At 39.0% G+C, this 22,234-nt stretch carries 17 protein-coding genes and 1 pseudogene; 12 read left to right on the top strand and 6 right to left on the bottom strand.

Going from position 1 to position 22,234, the window contains the following annotated elements:
- Positions 1-194: 194 nt before the first annotated feature.
- Complete coding sequence (locus PL9214_RS07430) at positions 195-1,298, bottom strand: GGDEF domain-containing protein (RefSeq protein ID WP_072718143.1); 1,104 nt, start codon at positions 1,296-1,298, stop codon at positions 195-197.
- A 210-nt stretch (positions 1,299-1,508) separates the two neighbouring features.
- Here PL9214_RS07430 and PL9214_RS07425 point away from each other — a divergent pair, with 210 nt between their 5' ends.
- Genes PL9214_RS07425 through PL9214_RS07420 form a run of 3 tightly spaced genes read left to right on the top strand, consistent with a single transcriptional unit; the run spans position 1,509 to position 3,351 of the window.
- The gene (locus tag PL9214_RS07425; RefSeq protein WP_245824191.1) at positions 1,509-2,465 is read left to right on the top strand and encodes a DNA methyltransferase; all 957 of its coding nucleotides are present in this window, start codon (positions 1,509-1,511) and stop codon (positions 2,463-2,465) included.
- Positions 2,466-2,497: 32 nt separating this feature from the next.
- A complete protein-coding gene (locus PL9214_RS32210) occupies positions 2,498-2,947 on the top strand; it encodes a hypothetical protein (RefSeq protein WP_245824190.1) in 450 nt (149 codons plus the stop codon).
- Positions 2,944-3,351 (top strand): AvaI/BsoBI family type II restriction endonuclease, encoded by a 408-nt coding sequence (locus PL9214_RS07420; RefSeq protein WP_072718142.1) that lies wholly within the window; start codon positions 2,944-2,946, stop codon positions 3,349-3,351. The genes PL9214_RS32210 and PL9214_RS07420 overlap by 4 nt, the downstream gene beginning before the upstream one ends.
- A gap of 27 nt (positions 3,352-3,378) precedes the next feature.
- On the opposite strand, the pseudogene PL9214_RS07415 reads toward PL9214_RS07420, so the two are convergent.
- The 4 genes and pseudogenes from PL9214_RS07415 to PL9214_RS07400 all read right to left on the bottom strand — a co-directional run.
- Positions 3,379-4,293: pseudogene (locus PL9214_RS07415) on the bottom strand (IS701 family transposase); the annotation flags it as partial.
- Between the two features lie 50 nt (positions 4,294-4,343).
- Complete coding sequence (locus tag PL9214_RS07410; RefSeq protein WP_072718141.1) at positions 4,344-5,378, bottom strand: hypothetical protein; 1,035 nt, start codon at positions 5,376-5,378, stop codon at positions 4,344-4,346.
- Positions 5,379-5,530: 152 nt separating this feature from the next.
- Positions 5,531-7,198, bottom strand: a complete 1,668-nt coding sequence (locus tag PL9214_RS07405; RefSeq protein WP_139294991.1) for a hypothetical protein — start codon at positions 7,196-7,198, stop codon at positions 5,531-5,533.
- 28 nt (positions 7,199-7,226) lie between these two features.
- Positions 7,227-8,459 carry a glycosyltransferase family 4 protein gene (locus PL9214_RS07400; RefSeq protein WP_245824189.1) on the bottom strand — a complete coding sequence of 411 codons (1,233 nt, stop codon included), beginning with the start codon at positions 8,457-8,459 and terminating at the stop codon, positions 7,227-7,229.
- 61 nt (positions 8,460-8,520) lie between these two features.
- Here PL9214_RS07400 and PL9214_RS07395 point away from each other — a divergent pair, with 61 nt between their 5' ends.
- The 7 genes from PL9214_RS07395 (at position 8,521) to PL9214_RS07350 (ending at position 18,998) form a co-directional block, all read left to right on the top strand.
- Positions 8,521-9,540, top strand: coding sequence for an Npun_R2821/Npun_R2822 family protein (locus tag PL9214_RS07395; RefSeq protein ID WP_072718138.1), 1,020 nt, complete (start codon positions 8,521-8,523; stop codon positions 9,538-9,540).
- A 16-nt stretch (positions 9,541-9,556) separates the two neighbouring features.
- Complete coding sequence (locus tag PL9214_RS07390; protein WP_072718137.1) at positions 9,557-10,513, top strand: glycosyltransferase family 2 protein; 957 nt, start codon at positions 9,557-9,559, stop codon at positions 10,511-10,513.
- 375 nt (positions 10,514-10,888) lie between these two features.
- Complete coding sequence (locus tag PL9214_RS30030) at positions 10,889-14,713, top strand: PAS domain S-box protein (protein ID WP_083579911.1); 3,825 nt, start codon at positions 10,889-10,891, stop codon at positions 14,711-14,713.
- Between the two features lie 70 nt (positions 14,714-14,783).
- Entirely contained in the window at positions 14,784-15,368 is a 585-nt protein-coding gene (locus PL9214_RS07365; RefSeq protein ID WP_072718136.1) for a hypothetical protein, read from the top strand.
- A 168-nt stretch (positions 15,369-15,536) separates the two neighbouring features.
- Positions 15,537-17,141, top strand: coding sequence for an iron uptake porin (locus PL9214_RS07360; RefSeq protein ID WP_083579910.1), 1,605 nt, complete (start codon positions 15,537-15,539; stop codon positions 17,139-17,141).
- Between the two features lie 101 nt (positions 17,142-17,242).
- Positions 17,243-18,037 (top strand): HipA family kinase, encoded by a 795-nt coding sequence (locus PL9214_RS07355; RefSeq protein WP_072718134.1) that lies wholly within the window; start codon positions 17,243-17,245, stop codon positions 18,035-18,037.
- Between the two features lie 31 nt (positions 18,038-18,068).
- Positions 18,069-18,998 (top strand): DUF3037 domain-containing protein, encoded by a 930-nt coding sequence (locus PL9214_RS07350; RefSeq protein ID WP_072718133.1) that lies wholly within the window; start codon positions 18,069-18,071, stop codon positions 18,996-18,998.
- A gap of 52 nt (positions 18,999-19,050) precedes the next feature.
- On the opposite strand, the gene thrC is transcribed toward PL9214_RS07350, so the two are convergent.
- Complete coding sequence (gene thrC, locus PL9214_RS07345; RefSeq protein WP_072718704.1) at positions 19,051-20,142, bottom strand: threonine synthase; 1,092 nt, start codon at positions 20,140-20,142, stop codon at positions 19,051-19,053.
- A 279-nt stretch (positions 20,143-20,421) separates the two neighbouring features.
- Between thrC and PL9214_RS07340 the strand changes: the two genes are divergently transcribed.
- Both PL9214_RS07340 and PL9214_RS07335 read left to right on the top strand, forming a co-directional pair.
- Complete coding sequence (locus PL9214_RS07340) at positions 20,422-20,661, top strand: hypothetical protein (RefSeq protein ID WP_139294990.1); 240 nt, start codon at positions 20,422-20,424, stop codon at positions 20,659-20,661.
- 324 nt (positions 20,662-20,985) lie between these two features.
- Positions 20,986-22,032 carry a fatty acid desaturase gene (locus PL9214_RS07335; protein WP_072718131.1) on the top strand — a complete coding sequence of 349 codons (1,047 nt, stop codon included), beginning with the start codon at positions 20,986-20,988 and terminating at the stop codon, positions 22,030-22,032.
- The last annotated feature ends 202 nt before the right edge of the window (positions 22,033-22,234 follow it).

The following is a 22,234-nucleotide window of genomic DNA, read 5'->3' as shown; positions in this document are numbered from 1 at the left end:
GATGCTTTTTAACCCTGAAAGCGTTTTATTCTATTTTATTCTATAATTTATAGTTTGAAGCGAATTTTTTTAATTTAACCTATTATTAATATTTTTACCTATTTTTAAACTAATCAGTGCTGAATAGTCCCTAAACCCAAAAGACCTGGTTCAAAAGAGGATTGAGTGTTGATTTTAGCTATTTTGCTAGTCTTCTAGGAATTTTGTAGGGAAATTTGGGAACTTAAAGCCCAAAAGTAAGGATGTTTCATACTGGAACAGACTACCTGATCCCGTCCTTGATTTTTAGCTTGATATAATGCTTGATCGGCTGCAATAATTAAATCACCTGGTGTTTTAATCTTACTAATGATTTCTGAATTACCAAATTCTACAGTAGCAATTCCTAAACTGATAGTGACATAACAACTCACGGAAGAACTTTGATGCTGAATCTGAATTGCTTTAACATTATTTCGCATTTTCTGAGCAATTAAAATAGCTTGCTCTTGGGCGACTTTGGGTAAAACAACTACAAATTCTTCCCCTCCATATCGAGCGACTAAACCTTGATCTGATGTCAAGGTTTGTGCAATCACTTGAGCAACTTGTTTGAGACAATCATCACCAGCATGATGTCCATAGGTATCATTATAGGCTTTGAAGTAATCCACATCAGTAAAAATTAGAGAAAGTGGAAATTCAGTGGATTTAAGTTGTAACCATTGTTGCTCAAAATATTGGTCGAAAAAGCGACGGTTAGCGACCTGAGTTAATCCATCTAAGCTGGCTTGGATTTGTAATTCATGATATAATTCTTGCCAAACTTGATGAGCTAATTGATGAATTTCTGACTGAGCAAGTAACAGTTGATACATATCAATCAGTCGATAGGTTTGAGGTGCAAGTTGGACAACAATGGGTTCATAAACTAAATCAGGTAAGCGCTGTAAAGCTATTTGAGTCGCTTCTAAAATTGGAGTGGAACCAGGCAAAATTAAAATGTCTTTTTTTTCCCAACGATACAACAATTTTAAAGAACGGTTGAAAAATAGTTCAATCCCATAGGGACGGCTTAATCGTTCTAAAAATCGTCGTCGAGAAATCATACCAAAAAAGGTTTTATTTTCGGTCAAAATTACCCCAGGTAATGAAGGATTAGAATTAAAGGATTTAGCGATAACTCCTCCAATTTCTGAAACATCAACTTGAAAATCATATAAGTATTGATTTTGAAGGGTTGATGATAAGTCAGCATAGGGAGTAGAAGTGATAGGGTAGGACAAGTTGTATAAATCAAATCCGTTGGAACTTAGCATAAAATGTTGATGTTGTTTGTAAAGATATGATGTTCTGAAGTAGATCAGGTTTCTCAGACTCCCAGATCAGATTCATTCTTCTCTATCATAACCAAGTTCTAGCATAATGGTAGTTGTCAACCTCCATTCAGATAAAGCTTAAACTGGAATTATTTGGATTTTTGTGATAGTATTAATAATAGTTTTACTGAACTTTTAACTAATACACCTGTGTTAATAGAACCCCTTTCTCACAATTGTAAAAACTTACATTCATCTAGTATCGATAAAATTATAGATTTAGATTTTCAACTGAAAGAGTATTTCTCAAAACAGTTATTTTTAAAGCCAGAATTAAGTAGAACTCTAGTTAGTTTTCAAGCGAATAAAACTAAAGCTCTTTATCGTTGCTTTAAATATAAAGAAGCCTTTTCGGTTCCTCTCGTTGAATACTTTCTGAAAAAATATCAGATTAATCAAGGTAATATTTTAGATCCTTTTGCAGGAAGTGGAACTACTTTATTTGCAGCTAATTCTCATGGACTTAATACAGATGGGGTTGAATTACTTCCGATTGGTCAGGAAATTATTAAGAGTCGAAAAATTATTGATTGTGATTTAACTCAAGAAGATTTATCAAGAATTGAATATTGGAAAGCTAAAAAACCTTGGTTAGAAACAAAAGAGTTAGATCTTTTATTGGAATTAAGAATTACCAAAGGTGCTTATCCTGAAGAAACAAAAGACTCAATTGAAAAATATAGGGGTGCTTTACAACTAGAAGCTGAACCCGTAAAAACCGTGTTATGTTTTGCTTTATTATGTATATTAGAAGAAGTCAGTTATACTCGTAAAGATGGTCAATATTTGCGATGGGATTATCGTTCAAGTCATAAACAAGGTAAAACCCCTTTTAATAAAGGAGAAATTCTTAACTTTGAACAAGCCATTGCTAATAAATTAGATGAAATTATTCAAGATATTCAGCCTTCTAGTCAACAATTAGAACTTTTTTCTATTTCTACGAATCCAGATCAAGGAACACTTAAACTTTATAACGGTTCCTGTTTAGATATTTTACCCACCTTACCTGAAAATGTTTATGATGCTGTTATTACTTCCCCTCCTTATTGTAATCGTTATGACTATACTCGAACTTATGCTTTAGAACTAGCATTACTGGGGTGAATGAAAACGAACTGGTAAAACTTAGACAACAAATGCTAAGTTGTACTGTTGAAAATAAAGCTAAGGATTTATTAAAGATTAATTCAGGTTGGAAAACGGCTCTTGATGTAACCCATAATCAAGAATTATTACAATCTATTTTACATTATTTACAAGAACAAAAAGAACAAAATTTATTAAATAATAATGGTATTATTAGAATGATCACAGGTTATTTTTATGAAATGGCTTGTGTAATTCAGGAGTGTGGTAGAGTGATGAAACCTCATGCACCTCTAATTCTAGTTAATGATAATGTTCGCTATGCTGGAATCAGCATTTCTGTGGATTTAATTCTCTCTAAAATTGCAGAAGATTTAGGATTTTATATTGAAAATATTTTAGTCTTACCTAATGCAAAAGGAAACAGTAGTCAGCAAATGGGGTTACATGGGAGAGACGCTTTAAGAAAGTGTATCTATATTTGGAGAAAAAGCAAATGACAACCCAAAAAACCTATCTTCAACATTTAACGAGGAGTGAGGATCTGATTACAGAGTATCAAGCAACTCGATCAGGCTTTGTTGCTTTAGCTTTGGAAAAAAACCGGAGAGCAACTCCTTTTATTGAACAAGCAAGAACCCTCAAGCTATTTGCTTCTCAGGCTACAATACCGACGGATCTTTTAGCAATTACAGATATACAACCTGCTTTACTAACAGCAGCAGGACTCTCGGATAAATCTATTAAATATTTAGAAATTCAAGATAAAATCGATGCCATTCAAGGATTAATTAAAAACTTTTTAGAACCCGCAGGAGCAAATTTTATAGAAGAGTTAGTTTTTAGATTTTTACTAACGGGACTTGAACAAAGTTCAAGCCCAAACAAACCCCAGATTAGCTAGATGTAGAGCAAATACGTCATGATTCTCTTATAGCCAAGCAGAAAACCGATAAGATATAGCTGTCCTAAAAGCTAATAAAGCATCAGTAAATGTGTTTAACGGTTTGTTAGCCCAACGCCGTCTTAATCCGCCAGTTAACTGTTGCCAAATAATAAAACTATAGGCACAGAAAACTAATATTAGATGCCGATTAAGGCTTTTAAGACTTCTAGTCTGATATTCTCTTAAACCTAACCACCCCTTGGCTTCCCGATAAAAAACTTCTACCCAATTTCTTTGAGAGTAAGTTTTAACTATCCATTCACCCGTCGCTTTTTCAGCACCAGCATTAGTAATCAGATAGTTAACTTCAGTTGCTTCTTCTAAACTAGGAGCATTCATGACGATAGCTATTATTCTAGTTTCCGATTCCCCTGATAGTTCTACTTCAACTGTTGCTACCCAGACAGTTTTTGTCAGTTCTAGTTCTAATTGAATACCTGTAAATTCCTCTGGGTTAAGGCTTTTAGCCAATTCATCTAATCTAATGTTAACTTTTTCTCCATCAGGTTGCCGTTGACCAACAACTTTTCTGTTTTTTGCTAATCCCGCTATATATTTTAGCTTTTTTGACTCTAATTGTTTCAAAAAAGTCCGATTATTGACCTAGCCAGCATCTACTAATACGACTCCCGGTTTCCAGCCTCTGCTTAGGCATTTGTCGATTAACTTCAATGCTATATCTGGCTTTTTAACAAAATCTGGGTCTTGCTTTCCTCCTGGTAATGAACTCGCGTGTTGATACAATTCCACATCTAATGGCAGACTTTTCACCCCATCATATAAGTGGGTCGTTACCAACACGATTCCATTATCGGTTTTGCCTATTTCTCCTATGTATTGTCTTCCAATCCCCGCCGTTTCCTTACCGCTTTTTCGGTGTCCCGAATCATCAATTATTAATGGTTTCTATCTGTCGATGGATATGCCATCTGTAGGATCAAAAGTCTATTTTAATCATTATCCGATAGAATTTGTAAGCGAATTCTACCTTCACTACCATCCCCTAATTGCACTTCAATAATTTGACCTGCTAACTGTTCTAAACAGCCTAACAGCGATCGCAAATGGGGGGTACTTGCTCCCGTATCCACATATAATCGATCCGCTAAACTGCCCACTCGTTTCCAACTACTATACAATTTAACCATCGTTTGTTCGAGAACAGTGGCTTGTTTAACTAAATCAGAAGCCGTATTTAAACATCCCACTCGCAACGCTTCTTCTAAAGCCATTTCCATATCCACCGAAGACTGATTTAACGCTTGAACTTGAGCCGCAGCATCTAAATATTTCGATAAATTTTTTGCTTCCGATGTTAACTGTTTAATCGTATCAACATCAGGATTTTCTACCATTTCCCGTTGCAATTCTGTAATGTGTGCTTCGGGTAATTTTTCCATTTCTCGAACTAATGGCGCAAGATACCGAGGCGGCATGGAACCCTCCGTTGCTTTTTCCCGAATTTCATCAGGAATTAAATCAGAACTCATCGCCGTCCATTCATCATTTAATTGTCGGACTTCACGACGAGTAATGCGATCGCCTTTACACGCTGCATCACTAACCATTTGTTGAACTTCTGCGGGTGCTTTTGCGGTTTCTACAAAAGCTCGTTTACTAAAATTATTAATCGCATCCGGGTTAAGATGACCTTGAAGTAATAAAGTATCCGCACTATTTGCTAATTCAATTAAAGCGTAGGCTTGACTTTTGCTAATTTCCCGTTCTTTTAACCAATTTAAAAACCCTGTACCTCGTCCCTCGCCACCTTTTTTCTCGCGATCACGAACTACTCTTAAAATTCTACCTCGCCAAATTTCGGTTTGCAAATCGAAGCGATCGCAAACTTTCCAAGCGACATCAATTTGGTGTTCAAAATCCAATTCAGGAATTTCCGCTTCTGGATCAGGAAGTTCAAAATGCAGATCCTGAAATTCAGCTAAAACCTGGACAAGTTCATCGGGGGTTTGGGGACTGTCGGCCATCGGACGCACACTTAGTGGGAGACTGCCGGATCATTATTGCACAATTAGGCAACCTCTGACGTTATCGATCAAGGATCAAACGTCAAATCCAGTTTTATGAGATAGGAATTAAGCCGTGTGTGCCCTATATTTATACACCCTACCCGATAAATTTATTCGATTGATTTTAATAGTAATTCTAAAATCTCTTGGCGGTCTTTTTGATTAGTTTCCGGTTGTTCATCTAACCAAGTGATCGCTTCATTTCTTCCCTCTTCCGCCGCAATCATTAAAGCACCCCAGGTTTTTAAATCCAGTTGATCGGGTTGTTCTAATAAAGCTGCATTAAGACGATTTTTAATCCGTCCTCCATTAGATCTTAATAAATTAGCGATTTCTTGTTGATTTCCTGGACTATTTTTTAACACTTCTAACGCCTCACTCCAGCGTCCATCAATTAAACTTGCTAAAACTTGTTGACTAGGACTAGCCCAGGCTGCAATGGCTTGCGCCTTTGTAATTTTAGCATGAAATTCAATTAAATCTAACTGCCCTTGAACGGCGGATGACCATTTTAAAGAAGATTGATTTCCAGAAACAATATTTTTTTTCAAGGGTTTAATTAAATCTAATGCCGGCGACCATAACCCACTTCTAGCTAATCGTAAAGCTTGTCGATAATTATAATTATCTAAGAAGACTTCATCTAAAGAAATAGCCGTTAATTGAATCGGATTTGGAATAAATTTAAAGGGTTGAACTTGATAAATACTAAACTGAGGTTCTAAGCCGATGGTTTGTTCAATTAATAATTCCGGGTCTTTTCCTCCCGTAACTTCCTGCCAGATCGGTTGCTGTCCGGCGGCACTTTTCCACTCCAACATCATACTCAAATGATGGTGATTGGGATTGTAATGAATAATCTGTCCGTAGGGAACAATTTTGTCCCCCATGACTCGCTCACTATTGAGATTAAACCAAAGTCCCATTTGAGGAATTTTGCCTTTAAATGGAGTTAATCGAGTTAAGGGAAGTGGCTTATTAGAACCTTGTTGATTAGATTCAGTTCCAATTAAGGATGCAATTACAAAAGATTCGGCTGGGCCTTGAGTATCGAGTTGTTGAGTTAAGCGATAATAGGAAGTGGTACCCGGTCGTTGATAAGGCATTTGCACCGCTTGATAAAGTCGCAATTGCACAATTTCCTGACACACTCCTTCACAAGGATGAGTCACACTAGATTTGCGAGTTTTTAACACTGGAATTAATAGATCGGGTGACTCTTGAACCCAGGTTTTTGAAGCAACAAATGCCGAGGGAAGAGGCAATAAAGCAGCTTGATTTTTGGCTACGGAGTTAGGGGAATTCAGTTGAGGTAAGGCAAAAGATTTGCCCGCAATTAACCCCTCTTTTTTCAGCGTTTGACTAATTTCTTCTAAGGTTTGAATTGAGTCCCGGCGTTGCAGAGGAATTTGTGTCCAAGCGGGTAAAAATTGATTCAGCCAAATTCCTACATCAGGATTAACAATCAGTTGATAACTAAACCAAGCACATCCGCCAATTAAAGTTGAGCCTCCTAACAATAAGGTAAAGGCAACCCCATCCGCGATCCATTTTTTCCACAATATCCATAACGGTTGACCTCCCCGCTTGACCAACGGTTTTAAGGCGTTGGGTGATGATTTTTTCCCAGAAGCCAAAACAGCTTGTTGAGAACGTCGAATTTGACGACGCTGTAACCCTGATGGAGCCTGGGGTTTCCCCGGTTTAGCCTGGGGTTTTAGGGGTTGACTCTTTTTTCGCGCAGAGGGTTGATGACCTGTCTCTAAAGGATTCATCATGAAGATTCAGAAGTAAGATGGGGTTATACTAACGGCGGAGCAATACTTGTTCATAAAGTTCTCCGGCTCGTTCCCAAGTATATTCAGTTTCAATTAATAATCGCCCATTTTGCGACAATTGGTGTCGGAGGTTAGGATGTTCAAACAATCGACTAATGGCTTCCACATATTCAGTAACGGAGTTAGCGCGTAAGGCTCGATGGGGATCATTCGGCCCATCAACGGCTAATCCTTCTAAGCCTCGGTCACTGGCGACCACCGGAACTCCTGCGGCCATTGCTTCTAAAGTTTTATTTTTAATCCCATATCCACTGCGTAAGGGGGTTACACAAACCGTTGCTTGATGTAAATAATCCACCACCTTCGGAACGCCTCCAGTGACAATTACACCAGGATAATTGGCTAATTGTTGAACCTCTGGTACAGGTCTTGCTCCTACAATGGTAAAGGTTGTATCAGGATAGCGTTTTTGTAAAACGGGTAAAACCTCTAAGCTAAAAAATCGAGCCGCATCGATATTATGGGAAGCATCCATCGCACCCACAAAGACGAGGTTATGATTATTGGGATCTTGCGATCGCATGGGAAATAATTCTAAATCAACGCCATTAGCAATCACATGAATTTGACCTTGAGGGTTAAACTCCTGAAACTGTTTTTCATCATCGTCGGTGGTCACGACTAAATCATGAAATTTCGCAGCATAGCGTTTTTCATACCGTTCTAAGAGTAAATTTAAGTAAATGCGATCGCGTTGAGGATTGGGAGAAGCCCCCATTTCTAAATGATTACGAGTCCAACCGACCAAGGAACTATGAATATTAACAACGGTATGAACTTGGTTTAAATAGGACGGTCGAATATAAATTTCATTAACACTATGTTCACAAGTAATGACATCAAATTTGCCTTGTTGAACCCCTTGATCAATCCAAGTTTGTATCTCTTTGGAGTAACGATAGAGAACATTGGGAGGCGTACTTTTTATTAAGGAATTTAAAAACCGTCCCACTTTACCCACTCCTGAAGAACCAGGCTCTGGAGGAAGGGGAAAAACCATGAGTTGACTGACCCATTGACGCAATTCTTCAACATCCTGATTACTCACCCCTGGATGTCGTTGGGTGACTAAGGTAATATTGTGGTGAGAATGTAGATATTTCAGCAAGTTAAACGTTCTAATCTCGGTTCCGCCTCGACTGGGGGGATAGGGGAATGTTGAAGAAATCATTAAAATATTTAGAGAATCATCTGGCATCATAGAATTTACTGAAACCTTAGTTTAAATTGTTAAGAGCTTGAGAAACACGAGGAGTTAATAAATGCAGTCTCTTGGCATTTACACTTTAGCAAATGATGTGGTTTTTGACCAGTTAGTTGCTTTACTCAATAGTATTGAGGTTAATATTAGTCCTGATATTCCAGTTTGCGTGATTCCTTACGATCATCGTCTTGAACGAGTCAAACAGGAAATCAGTCTCAGAGAAAATGTAACTTTATTTGACAATACAATTGTACTAGAAGCATGGGATGATTTTGCTAATCAAGTTTGGGAATCTTACTCCAGAGCCAAGGATTTAAGACAACTCCGTCCAGCCCGATATAAAAGTCCTCTTCAGAGAAAATGGGCATCTTTTAATGGAAAATTTGATCAATTTGTATTTTTTGATGCGGATAGTTTAGCGATGAAATCCGTAGATGATGTCTTTGAAAAACTCAACGAGTACGATTTTATTTTAGATGATTGGGAACATCAAAAACCCAGAGAAGTTACCCCACTTGATTTATCAATCATTGAACAGAAAACCGGACTCACAGAACCTGAAATCCGTCCTCGATTACACTGTGATAGTTTTTTTGCTTCTCAAAAAGGTGTATTTAGCGTTGAGCAGTTAGAAGATTTAAAAAAACGAGCCATTGATCAAGGAGAAATCGAATGGTTACAACCTAAATTTTGGTGGTCGAGTGCTGCGTTATCAATCTACATCACCTTTGCAAGAAACTTCAAACTTTTTAACTTTACTAGAAGCCCTAATGGGCAAGAAGTCACCGGAAATTGTGCCGATGCGGATGCTTTTGTCAATATTAATAATATTCTTTATAATCAAGATGGATTGAAACCCATTCATCGAATTCATTATATGAATTATTCTTCGGCTGATTTTGCCAGATTATGCCAAGGGGAAGATGTTAAGATCCGTTATCAAGATATATTTTTACACTATCGTTTTCTCAAGCAACCTGAACTAAAACCTCAAGTTTTGAAACCGCCGAGTTTGTTGCAAAAAACCAATCGCAAGATTAAAAAAGCCATGCAAAAACTCCAAAAAATATATCAGTAGTACCCATGAGCAACTTATGACAAAAGTTATCGTTTGTATCCCAACTTTTAATCGCTGTCACCTATTACCAATAGCCATTGAAAGTGTTCAACAACAAACCTATTCCGATTGGGAATTAATCGTTTGTGATGATGGATCAATTGACAGAACGCCCGAATTAATAACGCAATATTCCGATCCTCGGATTCATTATATTCGTCATCCTAAAAATATCGGGAAAAGTAATAATATGCGATCAGGTTTTGAAGTGGCAACGGGGGAATATTTTATTAAATTTGATGATGATGATCGCCTGACTCCTGAATTTTTAGAAAAAACAACTAAAATTTTAGACCAAAATCCTGAAATAGATTTTGTCGGAACCGATCACTGGATTATTGATATCAATACTCAGCGAGATGAAGCCTCAACTCAACAAAACTCTCAACACTGGGGAAGAACCAACTTAACAGAAGGAATTGTTCAGAATTTATTAGAAGTCGTTTTTATTCAACAAAGTTTTCAGATAGGAGCGACCTTATTTCGTCGTCAAGCGTTATTAGATGTAGATTTCATGCGTCCTAATTTACAGAACTGTGAAGATAATGATTTATTTGTCCGGTTAGCTTTAGCAGGAAAATTAGGATATTATTTACCAAAACGATTAATGGAATATCGGGTTTATGAGGAACAAAAAGCAATCAAGCGAGCTATTCCCTATTTACGGGATAAATTAAATTATTTAAATAACTTTAAATTTGATTCTGCAACTTGCGAATCAATTCGTCAATACCGTTTAATTGAAACACAATTATTATTAGGATTACGGTTAATTGAAGTGGGAGAAACTCTAACCGGACAAAAATTGGTTTGGCGGGGAAAATCCCACTCCCATCTTAAAGCGGGAATGGCATTGATTTTATCAGTTTTACCGATGAAGCTAAGACAATATACCTTTAAACAGTTGCGACAATTAAAAAATAATGGTGTTTAGGAGATCGGATTTTGACCCGGTTAACCCTTGAATGATTTCTTAAATCTTTTCTAGGGTTTTAATGAAGAAGACATAAGTTACATCCCTATATTTACGCGACGACAGACAACCTAGGACTTGTGACAATTTGCAAACCAGCACATACTTGTACTCCAAGCCGAGTTCCCATCTGTTATTGTTTTGAGTAGATAACACCCATAACACCCCCTATGCACCGCTCTCGCTTCTGAGCGGTGTTTTTGTAGAGAGCATTATTCGTTGATGGATTTATGGGAATGGTCATAGGAATCATATCGAAACATTAGGGATAACATAGAATCAGCGCCAGAACTTTAAACTCCTTTTCTCCCTGTTCCCTGTTCCCTGCTATAAAATATGAACACAGATTTTACTAATTCCTTACCTAAGTGGCTGAAGTTTATTCAGCGTTATCGCGCCAGTCTAATTATTGGAATTCCCATATCAAGTTTAACCATTGGTTTGGTGATTGTTGCGATCTTTCAGTACCAAAGCCAAGAGGCGAGAAATGGAGTCCGCCATAGTTATCTTGTGCGTAATCAAGCTCAAGAGTTATTGACTCAAGTTTTAACCGCCGAAATGGGGGTTAAAGATTATGCGTTAACTCGTCAAAAGCATTATTTAAACATTTACCAAGAAACCTTAAAAAATTTACCATCCTCTATCAAAAAACTTAAAGATTTAGTTGCCGAGAAGTCCAATCAAACCGCTCAAATTCAAAAGATTGAAACTGCTATTAATCAATCCCAAGAACTCTTAAAACTTTACTTAAATACGACTCAATCTCCTAATCCATCGCCGAACCAGTCGCTGTTTTTACAAAATCTATTAAAAAAGACGGGGATACAAATGCAGATTACTCGTCAAGATATTAATCAATTTATTAGTGAAGAAGAACGTCTACTCGAACTTGGCAGAAGTCTACAAAATCAGCAAACAAAATTGATCTGGATTTCCATGTTTGTTGTCACAGGGATGGGTATAATTGGCTCAGGATTTGCCATTTATTTAATGCAGAAATTAGATCAAAAATTAGCTATGCAAATTGCTAAAACCCATGCACAAGAACGTTTATTTCGAGATACATTTGAACAAGCTGCTGTCGGAATTGGCCATATTTCTCTGTCTGGAAAATGGCTAAAAGTTAATCAAAAATTCTGTGATATTGTTGGCTATTCCCGTGATGAGCTATTAAGATGTAAGTTATTTGATATTACCCATTCTGATGATGCTGAGGCTGAATTATATTTGTTTCAAAAGCTCATTGATCAAGAAATTCCTAGTTATTCAATTGAAAAACGCTATCTTCGGAAAAATGGTTCAATTGTTTGGATTAATTTAACGGTTTCTTTAGGGTCATGGTTAGATCGATCTCCCTACTGGCAAGGGGAAGAAAAACGCTATGGGATTACGGTAATTGAAGATATTACATCTCGGAAAGAATTAGAATTAGAACGCGATCGCTTTTTTGAATTATCCGTTGATTTCTTAATGATTGCCAACCGAGATCGAAAATTAAAGCGGGTCAGTCCTTCTGCGGAAAAAATTCTTGGTTTTACTCCTCAAGAATTGCTACAAACCTCCTTTCTATCCCTGGTTCATCCCGATGATTTAAGTTTTGTTGAACAAACTATTAGTGATGAAAATACCCAAGAAGCTTTGATTGTTTCTTTTGAAACCCGATTACGATGTAAAGATAATAGCTATAAATGGATTGCTTGGAATTGTGTTCGGGTTGCTAGTAGTGGATTAATGTATGGAACAGGTCGAAATATTACCGAACGAAAACAAATAGAAGATGCCATTGAACGAGAACGTCAACAATTGCGACAAATTATTACCCATGCTCCCGTTGCAATGGCAATGTTTGATCGAGAAATGGGTTACATTGCCTATAGCGATAAATGGCTTTCTGATTTTGGTTTGGTTGGATTAAAACAACAGTCTTCCCCCCTTAAATCTCCATACCCAGAAGCTTTTCCTAAAATGCCAGATACCTGGAAAAAAGCGTTTAAACAGGTTTTAAAAGGGGAGATTATTTCAAGTGCTGAAGATGTGTTTTATGATGCCGATGGCACAAAAGGTATTATTCGCTGGGCGATTCATCCTTGGTATGAACCGAATGAACAAATCGGTGGTGCTGTGATTGCGGCGGATCGAATTGATGAGTTAGTAGAAGCACGGGAAGCGGCTTTAGAAAATGCCAGAATTAAGTCTCAATTTTTAGCAAATATGAGTCATGAAATCCGTACTCCGATGAATGGAGTTATGGGAATGGCGGGATTATTATTAAAAACAGAATTAACTCCTAAACAACAGGATTTTGTTCAAAGTGTCCGTATGAGTGCGGAACATTTATTAGCGATTATTAATGATATTCTGGATTTTTCTAAATTAGAAGCCGGAGAAATGAAGCTGGAAAGCTTAGATTTTGATTTAGAAAATTGTTTAGAAACCGTGATTGATTTAGTCGCCACTCAAGCGGAAGAAAAAGGGTTACAACTTGCGATTATTGTTGATTTGGAAGTCCCCCGCCCGTTACGCGGAGATCCGGGTCGCGTGCGTCAAGTCTTATTAAATTTATTAGGAAATGGCATAAAATTCACCTCCCAGGGAGAAGTTGTGGTGCGGGTCAAGCAACTTTCGAGTACCTCTAAAATGACGTTATTACGGTTTGAAGTTTCCGATACTGGAATTGGGATTTCTACTGAAGGTCAGGAAAAACTTTTTCAATGTTTTTCTCAATTGGATGCTTCCACCACTCGTCAATATGGGGGAACCGGATTAGGATTAGTAATTTCTAAGCAATTAGTAAATTTAATGGGGGGTGAAATTGGGGTTGAAAGTCAGTTAGGTCAAGGCTCAACATTTTGGTTTACGGCTCAATTCTTGACGGGAGAAGCGACAAGAAATCGATTAGTTCCACCGAGTTTAATGAATTTAAAGCTATTAGCTGTTGATAGTAGCGCTACCATTCGTCAAGCCATTCGCTATTTAACTCAATCCTGGGGAATGCAGTTAGATGAAGCAATGGATGGAGAATCAGCATTAACTTTATTGCGCCAAGCAGCGACTCAAGGGGAACCTTACCATGCGGCAATTTTTGATCAACAATTATTACGGGGAAATGGGGAAAATGTGGCGGACGTGATTCGTCGCGATCGCAATTTATCCCAAACTAAATTAGTCTTAATGACCATGATGAATCAACGAGATCTCGCTGAACAAATGTTACAGCAAGGAATTGCGAGTTATTTAATTAAACCCGTCAGAGCGTCTCGTTTATTTGATGCGTTATTGACTGCAATGGCGAATCAAATTTCATCTAGTTTACAACAACAACGTCAAGACGCTTCCGCCTATCGTCAGGGAAAAGATACCCAACCCAAAACCCCCTTACGGATTCTTTTAGCCGAGGATCATCCCATTAATCAACAGGTGATTTTAAATCAATTGAGTTTATTAGGATATGAAGCAGATTTAGCTAATAATGGGCAGGAAGCTTTGGAAATTTTGAGCCAGAAAACCTATGATGTGGTGTTTATGGATTGTCAAATGCCCCTCTTAGATGGGTATGCAACAACTCGACAATTAAGATTACAAGAACATGATCGTCGTCATACGATTATTATTGCGCTGACCGCCCATGCTTTACCTGCGGATCGAGAAAAATGTCTCGCGGCTGGCATGGATGATTATCTGAGTAAACCCGTTGAACCCGAAGATTTAGAAGCGGTTTTAATGAAATGGGCTCAGGTCATTCATTCTAAAAGTCACCAACCCCAAATTTTAGGAACTTCAGGATTAACGAAGGCAAAAATTCCTTCTAGTTCTGCGGATCAAACGCCTTTGAATGTCGAACGTTTGCGAACAATTTCTGGCGGAAAAAAAGACTTTCAGAAAAAATTATTAGCGGTTTATTTAGATCGCACCCATCAAGATTTTAGTCAGATTGAAATAGCCCTTACAGATCAAGATTTTGCGAGTCTCCGACAATATGCTCATCGCCTCAAGGGTTCTAGCGCTAATGTGGGAGCAACAATTATTTCTCAACTGGCTTATCAATTGGAAAATGCGACACAACAGCAGAACCTTTCTCTGTGTTCGCAACTGATCACGAAAATTGAACAGAATTTAGAAACCCTGAAAGTGTATATTGACGAGTATTTGAATCAGATTTAACAGACTTTACCCGCAATTCGATAAAATCTTAAGATAATAAGTTGCTCGATTTGTGATTTCCCTAAGTTCTATGACCCAGGATGTTCGACAGTGGCTAGACGAAATTAAACGCTTGAAACAACAGTTGGCACAAACCCAACGGGATCTGAATGCGGCGATCGAAAGTTCTGACCAATGGCGACAACGCTACAATATCGAAGCCCAACAACGACGCCAAGAAGCCCAACGGTATTTAGAACAGGTGGGGGAACTGCGGGGAGAATTAGAACGATGGCAACGTTTATCTCCGCTTCCGAATGAGTTACAGGTGCGGGTCGCAGTTCGCCAAGAAATGGATCAGTTAAAAACCTTGGATGAGGTGAAAGCTAAATTAATTGAAGCAATGTTAGAACGCGATCGCTCTCGTGAACAAATTCATCAATTAATGGAAGCCTTAGAAGCCGAAAAAGCGGCTCATCTGGAAACCCGCAATAGTTTAACAACGGCGTTAGGCGATACCGTTGATTTACTCACCAAAGCCCAAAATCAATCTCAATCTGCAACCACTGTGTTACCGACGTTAATAGCAAATCAGCCCGAGTATTCGTCTTCTATTCCTCAACTTCCTGAAACTCAACAACCCTTACCTCAATTACCCCCCATTGAGGAGGGATAAGGGGACAGGGAGACAGGGAGACAGGGGGACAAGGGGACAGGGGGACAGGGAGACAGGGAGACAGGGGGAAGAGGAGAGATAATAGACACTCCTTTGGTGAAACCTGAAACCCCACTGAACAGGCAAGATGCGTGTTCCACACCTGTTAACAGTCAATAGTCAACAAAAATGGGATATAGATTTTTTGAGAAAGTGGTGATAGGGTCGATGAGTTTGGCGATGGGACTGAATGGCTATTTAACAGTTTTAGCAGCACCGGAACCCCCAATAGATGCGACTAAAAGCATTCAGGAACAAATCGAACTTGCTGATCTTGACAATAATACGGAGACGAATGATGGGGTATTTAATGTTACCTCAGTTTCTTATTTATCGGATGTGAATCCGGGGGATTGGGCCTTTCAAGCTTTGCAATCTTTGGTGGAACGCTATGGCTGTATTACTGGATATGAGGATAATCGTTATCAAGGCGATCGCGTCTTAACTCGATTTGAATTTGCTGCCGGATTGAATGCCTGTTTATCTCGGATTAATGAGATAATCGCAGCGAATACAGGACATTTGATCTCGTTGGAAGATTTAACCCTTCTGCAAAAACTACAAGAACAATTTGCGGCTGAACTTAGCGTTTTAAACGGTCACTTAACTGTCTTAGAAGCTCGTATAGCAGAAGTTGAAGCCAATCAATTTTCCACCACAACAAAACTCACTGGGGAAGCCATTACGACCTTCTCTAATGGGTTTAGTGGATTAGTAGATGGTAATAATATTCCAGTGGTTCAACATCGAGTGCGACTGAACTTTAGAACCAGTTTTACGGGTCAAGATACCCTCTATTTTCGGATGTTTGGGGGAAATGCTCCTCAATTAGCTTTACCCGGCGGTTCCGCAGAGGGGTTAACCACCGTTAATCTCACTTATCCCAATGATGAGATTCGCAATGGTCGTCTTGCTTATTCCTTTCCCGTTAATTCCCGACTCTCCGTTAATGCGATCGCTGCTGGCGGTGTATTATTCGATCTCGCTCCGACCCTCAGTCCCTTTCTGGACAGTGGAACCAGTGGAAGTCGGGCTTTATCAGAATTTGCCTCATCGAGTCCTATTTATCGAATTGGGGGAGGCGCAGGAATAGCCGCTAATTACCAACTTAATCCCCAATGGATTTTCAGTTTAGCTTATTTGGCGAGTAATGCTCGCAATGCTGGAAACGGAGAAGGTTTATTCAATGGTGAATATACCGCTTTAACCCAAATTCGTTGGAGTCCAAAACCTAAATTTGGCATCGGTTTAACCTATGTGAATGCCTACAAAAATAGGGGTGCAATTTTTGATTTTGGGACTACGTTTCCCTTAGTTGGAACCTTGGAAGCCAACAAACCCTTTCCCCACATGAGCACCAATTCCTATGGATTAGAAGGATTTTATCAATTTAGTCCCCATTTTGCTATGAATGCTTATTTAGGTTATACCCAAGCTAAAAATTCTCCGGGAAATGGCAATGCAGATATTTGGTATTATGCCGTTGGCTTGGCTTTTCCTGATATTGGTAAAGAAGGTAATTTAGGGGGTTTAGTCATTGGTTCAGAACCCTATCGTAGTGATAATCCTCCTCCGGCTAACGATGTCCCTTTTCATATTGAAGCGTTTTATAAATATCGATTAAATGATTATATTGCAATCACTCCTGGGTTAATTTGGTTAACAGCACCCGCCCAAAATAATAATAATGATGATGCGGTTATTGGTATTGTTAGAACAACATTTACATTTTAAATCCTGATTAAAATGTGCTGTTGATAGGTAGAATGCTCTTGTTTGTCTGTTCCTGCCTATATTAAGCTAGTTGAGATAACCTGACTTTCTAAGGTTAATTTGTGAATAGTAAACCAACCCACCAGCAACAACAAGAACAATGGAGAGATGCTTTAGAATCTGCTATCGCTCACCCAGAAGAACCTCTGCTTGTTGAAAGATTTAATGATGGTTGGGGTTGGAAGACCTCAGCCTGTCCTGTCTCTGTTCGATGTATTGATAAACAAACTTATATTATTAAAGGCCAACAGGCAGGTCGTCAGATTGTCAATGATCAAATTATTGCACGACTAGGAATGGCTTTAGGTGCACCAGTTGGTCGTCCTAGAATTGTTGAAATTTCTCCTGATCTTTTGGAATGCGAGCCTCGATATAATTACCTTACAGCAGGGACAGCACACGCTACTCTTTTTATCCAAAATTGTGAGGATGACAGGGATTTAACTAAGTTTCGCACTCACCCAGCAGAAAATATTCCTCGGTTTGCGAGTTTGTGTGTATTGTATGGTTGGGTTTTGGCTAAGGATCATCAGTTTCTCTTTGAAAAACAGTATCCTAATCGAGTTTATTCTGTCGATCATGGCCATTTTTTCCCTGGCGGGCCAAACTGGACTCAGGAAACTCTCAGTCAAGCTCCGGCTGCTGAGTTAGATACTCGTTTAAGCAGACTCTGTTCTTTAAGCCGCGAGTCCCCAGAAATCATAAATGCTTTAGAACAACTTGATCAAGTTTCTGAAGATATGATTATTCAAGCCGTTGCAGCACCTCCTAAGCAATGGGGGCTTAAAATGGAAGAACGAGTTACGATGGTGGAATACTTAGTTAAGAGGCAACAACAGTTAGTTAATCTTCTCTAACCCATCCAAGCAAGACATAACACCAAAGCCTATGGTTAGCAGATACAGTATTATTCAATATGTTCCTAATCCGATTGCGAATGAACGGATTAATATTGGTGTTGTGGCTTTCTCGGATCAGGAAGTTCGTGTACAGTTTTTATCAAACTGGGAGCGTGTTCGTAATTTCGGGATGGAAAATATTGACTTTCTAACAAACTTTGCTGCAAGAATGAAAGAAACAGCATCTCGTGGGTTAATGTTTCCAGGAGATGAAGAAAGTGAAATTCCTAAACACGAGCGATTAACAGAAATTGTGCGAGGGTGGAGAAATAGTATTCAGTTTACAGAACCCCATCCTTCTCTAGCTGATGTAGATAAACTACTCCACGATATTGTTGAAGATTTCCTTGTTGATCCTCATAATTCCCTCATTAATAGAGATAAAAGCTATAAAGATATTGCTATAAATTCCTCAATTCCATCACTTTATAAATCTAAACTCCGCGATCGACAACAGGCTGCTAGAGTTGCAACTTCTAGTGTCAAAGAAGCTTTCAAAAACTGGCTAGGTCAGGAAAATCAGGAGCAATTTAAAACTTTAATAAAACAAAAATATGAACTTTATGGAAAGCGAGAAAAGTTTAAATTTGATGTGGCCGTTGCGAATGGGAATCCTTATCTATTAGCGCAGGGTTTGTCATTTGAAATCAATCCACCAGAAAATTCTTTACAAGCACTTTCTTGGTCTATTGAAAATGTTAAGAAGTGCAATCAAGATTTACCCATAGCTGTGATTACACTTCCTCCAAAAGAAGATTCTCCCGATTATTTAGAGCGACAAAACATCTATGAGCAATCGACAGCAAATTACTTAGATTTAGGAGCAGATGTTTTACAAGAAGATCAAGTACCAGACTGGATAGAACAGAAATTGAACCCAATTAAACAAAAAATTCTTGAATCGGTTCATCAAACTTAACTGTAAATAACTTAGTAGAGACGTTGCATTCAACGCCTCTACAAATAATCAATTAAAATCCCATTACTTTTGCCACCGCTTCCATTTCCGGTTCAATTCCAGCTTTGAATTTATTGTTGCTGTGAGTAATAGCTGTATCAGGATCTTTTAATCCATTTCCGGTTAACACACAAACAATTTTAATCCCCTCTGGAACCTGATCTTTCACTTTCAATAATCCCGCTACGGACGCAGCACTCGCAGGTTCACAGAAAATCCCTTCCCCAGACGCTAATAATCGGTAAGCATCCAGAATTTCTGCATCGGTGACGGCGCTAAAACTGCCTTTACTGGCATCTTTCGCCGCCACCGCAATATCCCAACTCGCCGGATTTCCAATCCGAATGGCTGTGGCTAAGGTTTCCGGGTTTTCTACGGGATGACCCAATACTAACGGTGCGGCACCCGCCGCTTGAAATCCCATCATTTGGGGTAAACGAGAACATTTCCCAACAGAATGATATTGACAAAATCCCATCCAATAGGCACTAATATTCCCGGCATTTCCCACTGGAATACATAACCAGTCGGGGGCATCTCCCAAGGCATCTACCACCTCAAAAGCGGCGGTTTTTTGACCTTCTAAACGATAGGGATTGACGGAATTGACTAAGGTAATCGGGTAATGTTCAGCCATCTCCCGGACAATATTCAACGCGCGGTCAAAATTCCCCTTAATTGCTAAAACTTCCGCCCCATATAATAAGGCTTGGGCTAATTTCCCTAACGCCACATAGCCATCAGGAATCAACACAAAGGCTTTCATTCCGGCCCGACGGGCATAGGCCGCCGCCGCCGCCGAAGTATTTCCGGTACTGGCACAGATAACGGCTTTGCTGCCTTCCTCTTTGGCTTTGGAAATCGCCATCGTCATGCCCCGGTCTTTGAAGCTGCCTGTGGGGTTGAGTCCGTCATATTTCACATAGACCTGCACCTGTTTGCCAATTTTCTCAGCAATGGTGGGGACAGGAATCAAGGGCGTGTTGCCTTCTTGTAGGGTAATAACAGGTGTTGCTTCAGAAACAGGTAAATAGTTGCGGTAGGCTTCAATCAGACCGGGCCAGCACTTTAAAGAGGACTGGGTTGTAGGCAAAGTCAACGTCATCTCGGTAGTAATTAATAAATGAAAAATAATCCGGTTAAGGATTGACAAATTAACAGATTTATGATACCAAGAACCCACTTAACGGTTTAAATCCATAAACTACATCAGTTGACAGGATCAGCCGTTGGGTGTATTCCTTATTTAGTTTACCTTCTCGTTTACATTCCGTGAAAAAACCAATCAATTTTGATGTTTTTTTCAATAGGAGTAAACGCTCAGGGTAGGATATAGTTAAGATTTGTTGAGCTAAACATTTTTTAGATGTCAAATCAACTGCTGATGTCCAATCGTTCATCGACTGCATCTCGTTCTCAAACCTTAGAGACCCCTTCACAAAACCGGACTTCCGGTTGTGTCCTTTCTAAGCCTTTGGCGATTGATGCTATGAAAAACCTGTACAGCGCTGACCAGCAAGTCAAGTTTTTGCACCTGCACGCTGAAGTTGAAACCTTGCTCTTGGAATTGCAAACCATCAAGCAACAGCGCCAAGAAACAACCTCAGCCGCACAGGCTCGCTGAGGGGGCACCTAAGTTCAACTCCCCAGGCTGATCATCCCAAGCTGGGTTTGGCAAAGACTGCTAAACGCCTCAGTTTTTGGCGGACTCTATTGAGAGAAAGTTGCTATTGGAGTCGAGCTTAAACGGATTAAATTCCCATTGATAGGATTTTAATCCATAGTCTCTAGGGATGGAATTACCTGCCGTTCCAGTGCAGGCGAAGTTTTTCATGGCAAATTGAGGAATTTATCGAGCTATCCATCGCCCAATGGGGACAAAAAATCACGCTCTTTTAGCTTTACCCTAGCCCTTAGTGCTGAGGGATTTAAACGTTTATAAGACTCTATGACATTATCATCTGTTCAACCTCAAACCCTAGCATCTTCTGCTAATTCCACATCAAATCTACGTTTAAAAGACATTATAAAGACTCTACCTCGTGAAGTCTTCCTCAAAGATCCCAAAAAAGCTTGGCTGACTGTTTTGAGTAGTGTTGTTCTAGTTGTTGTTGGCTATTTGGCTATTGCTTATTCTCCCTGGTTTTTACTCCCCATTGCTTGGATTTTTACTGGGACAGCCTTAACGGGTTTTTTCGTTATTGGTCATGACTGCGGACATCGTTCTTTTTCTAACCGTCGTTGGGTGAATGATGTAGTCGGACATTTAACATTTCTTCCCTTAATTTATCCCTTCCACAGTTGGCGTTTAGGGCATAATCATCATCACAAACATACCAATAAACTGACTGAAGATAACGCTTGGGAACCCTGGACAATCGAAAATTATGAAGCGTCGCCCCAAGTGGTAAAAGTTGCTTATAAATTAACACGGGGACGGCTGTGGTGGTTAGCCTCAATTTTGCATTGGGCAATTCTTCACTTTGATTGGCGCAGATTTGAAGGAAAAGAACGAGAAGACGTTAAATTTTCTTCTTTATTTGTGATAGGATGTGCTGCGATCGCATTCCCCACATTAATTTATACAATCGGAGTTTGGGGTTTTGTCAAATTCTGGTTAATGCCTTGGCTCGTTTACCATTTCTGGATGAGTACCTTCACTCTCGTTCACCACACGGCTCCCGATATTCAGTTTAAAGAACCCCAAGATTGGGATGAAGCTTTAGCTCAATTATCGGGAACTGTTCACTGTAATTATCCGGCTTGGGTTGAGTTCTTCTGTCACGATATTAATGTTCACGTTCCTCACCACATTTCCACGGCTATTCCTTCCTACAATTTACGGAAAGCTTATCAAATTATCCAAGATAATTGGGGTGAATATCTCTATCCTGAGTCTGATTTTTCCTGGTCTTTAATGACTCATATTGTGGATCAATGCCATTTATATGATGCTGAGAATGCGTATCTTTCCTTTAAGGAATACCAGAATTAATTAAAATTCCCATCTTAATTAATGTCTTACACCCTCGCGCTCATGGCAGAGGGTTTTTTAGTCGTGAGGCGTTCACGCCTCTATTAGAGTCCTGAAGGACTCACTACGATTTTGATCATTAATCCGTATTAGAGAAGAATCATCGGTTATATTAAATTTACTAAAATCAGTAATTTAACGGATGTTTTTTGTAAATTAGATA

Source organism: Planktothrix tepida PCC 9214 (assembly GCF_900009145.1).
Taxonomy (GTDB): Bacteria; Cyanobacteriota; Cyanobacteriia; order Cyanobacteriales; family Microcoleaceae; genus Planktothrix; species Planktothrix tepida.
Note: the sequence above shows the minus strand (reverse complement) of the source record. Positions and strands in the feature narration are given on the sequence as shown.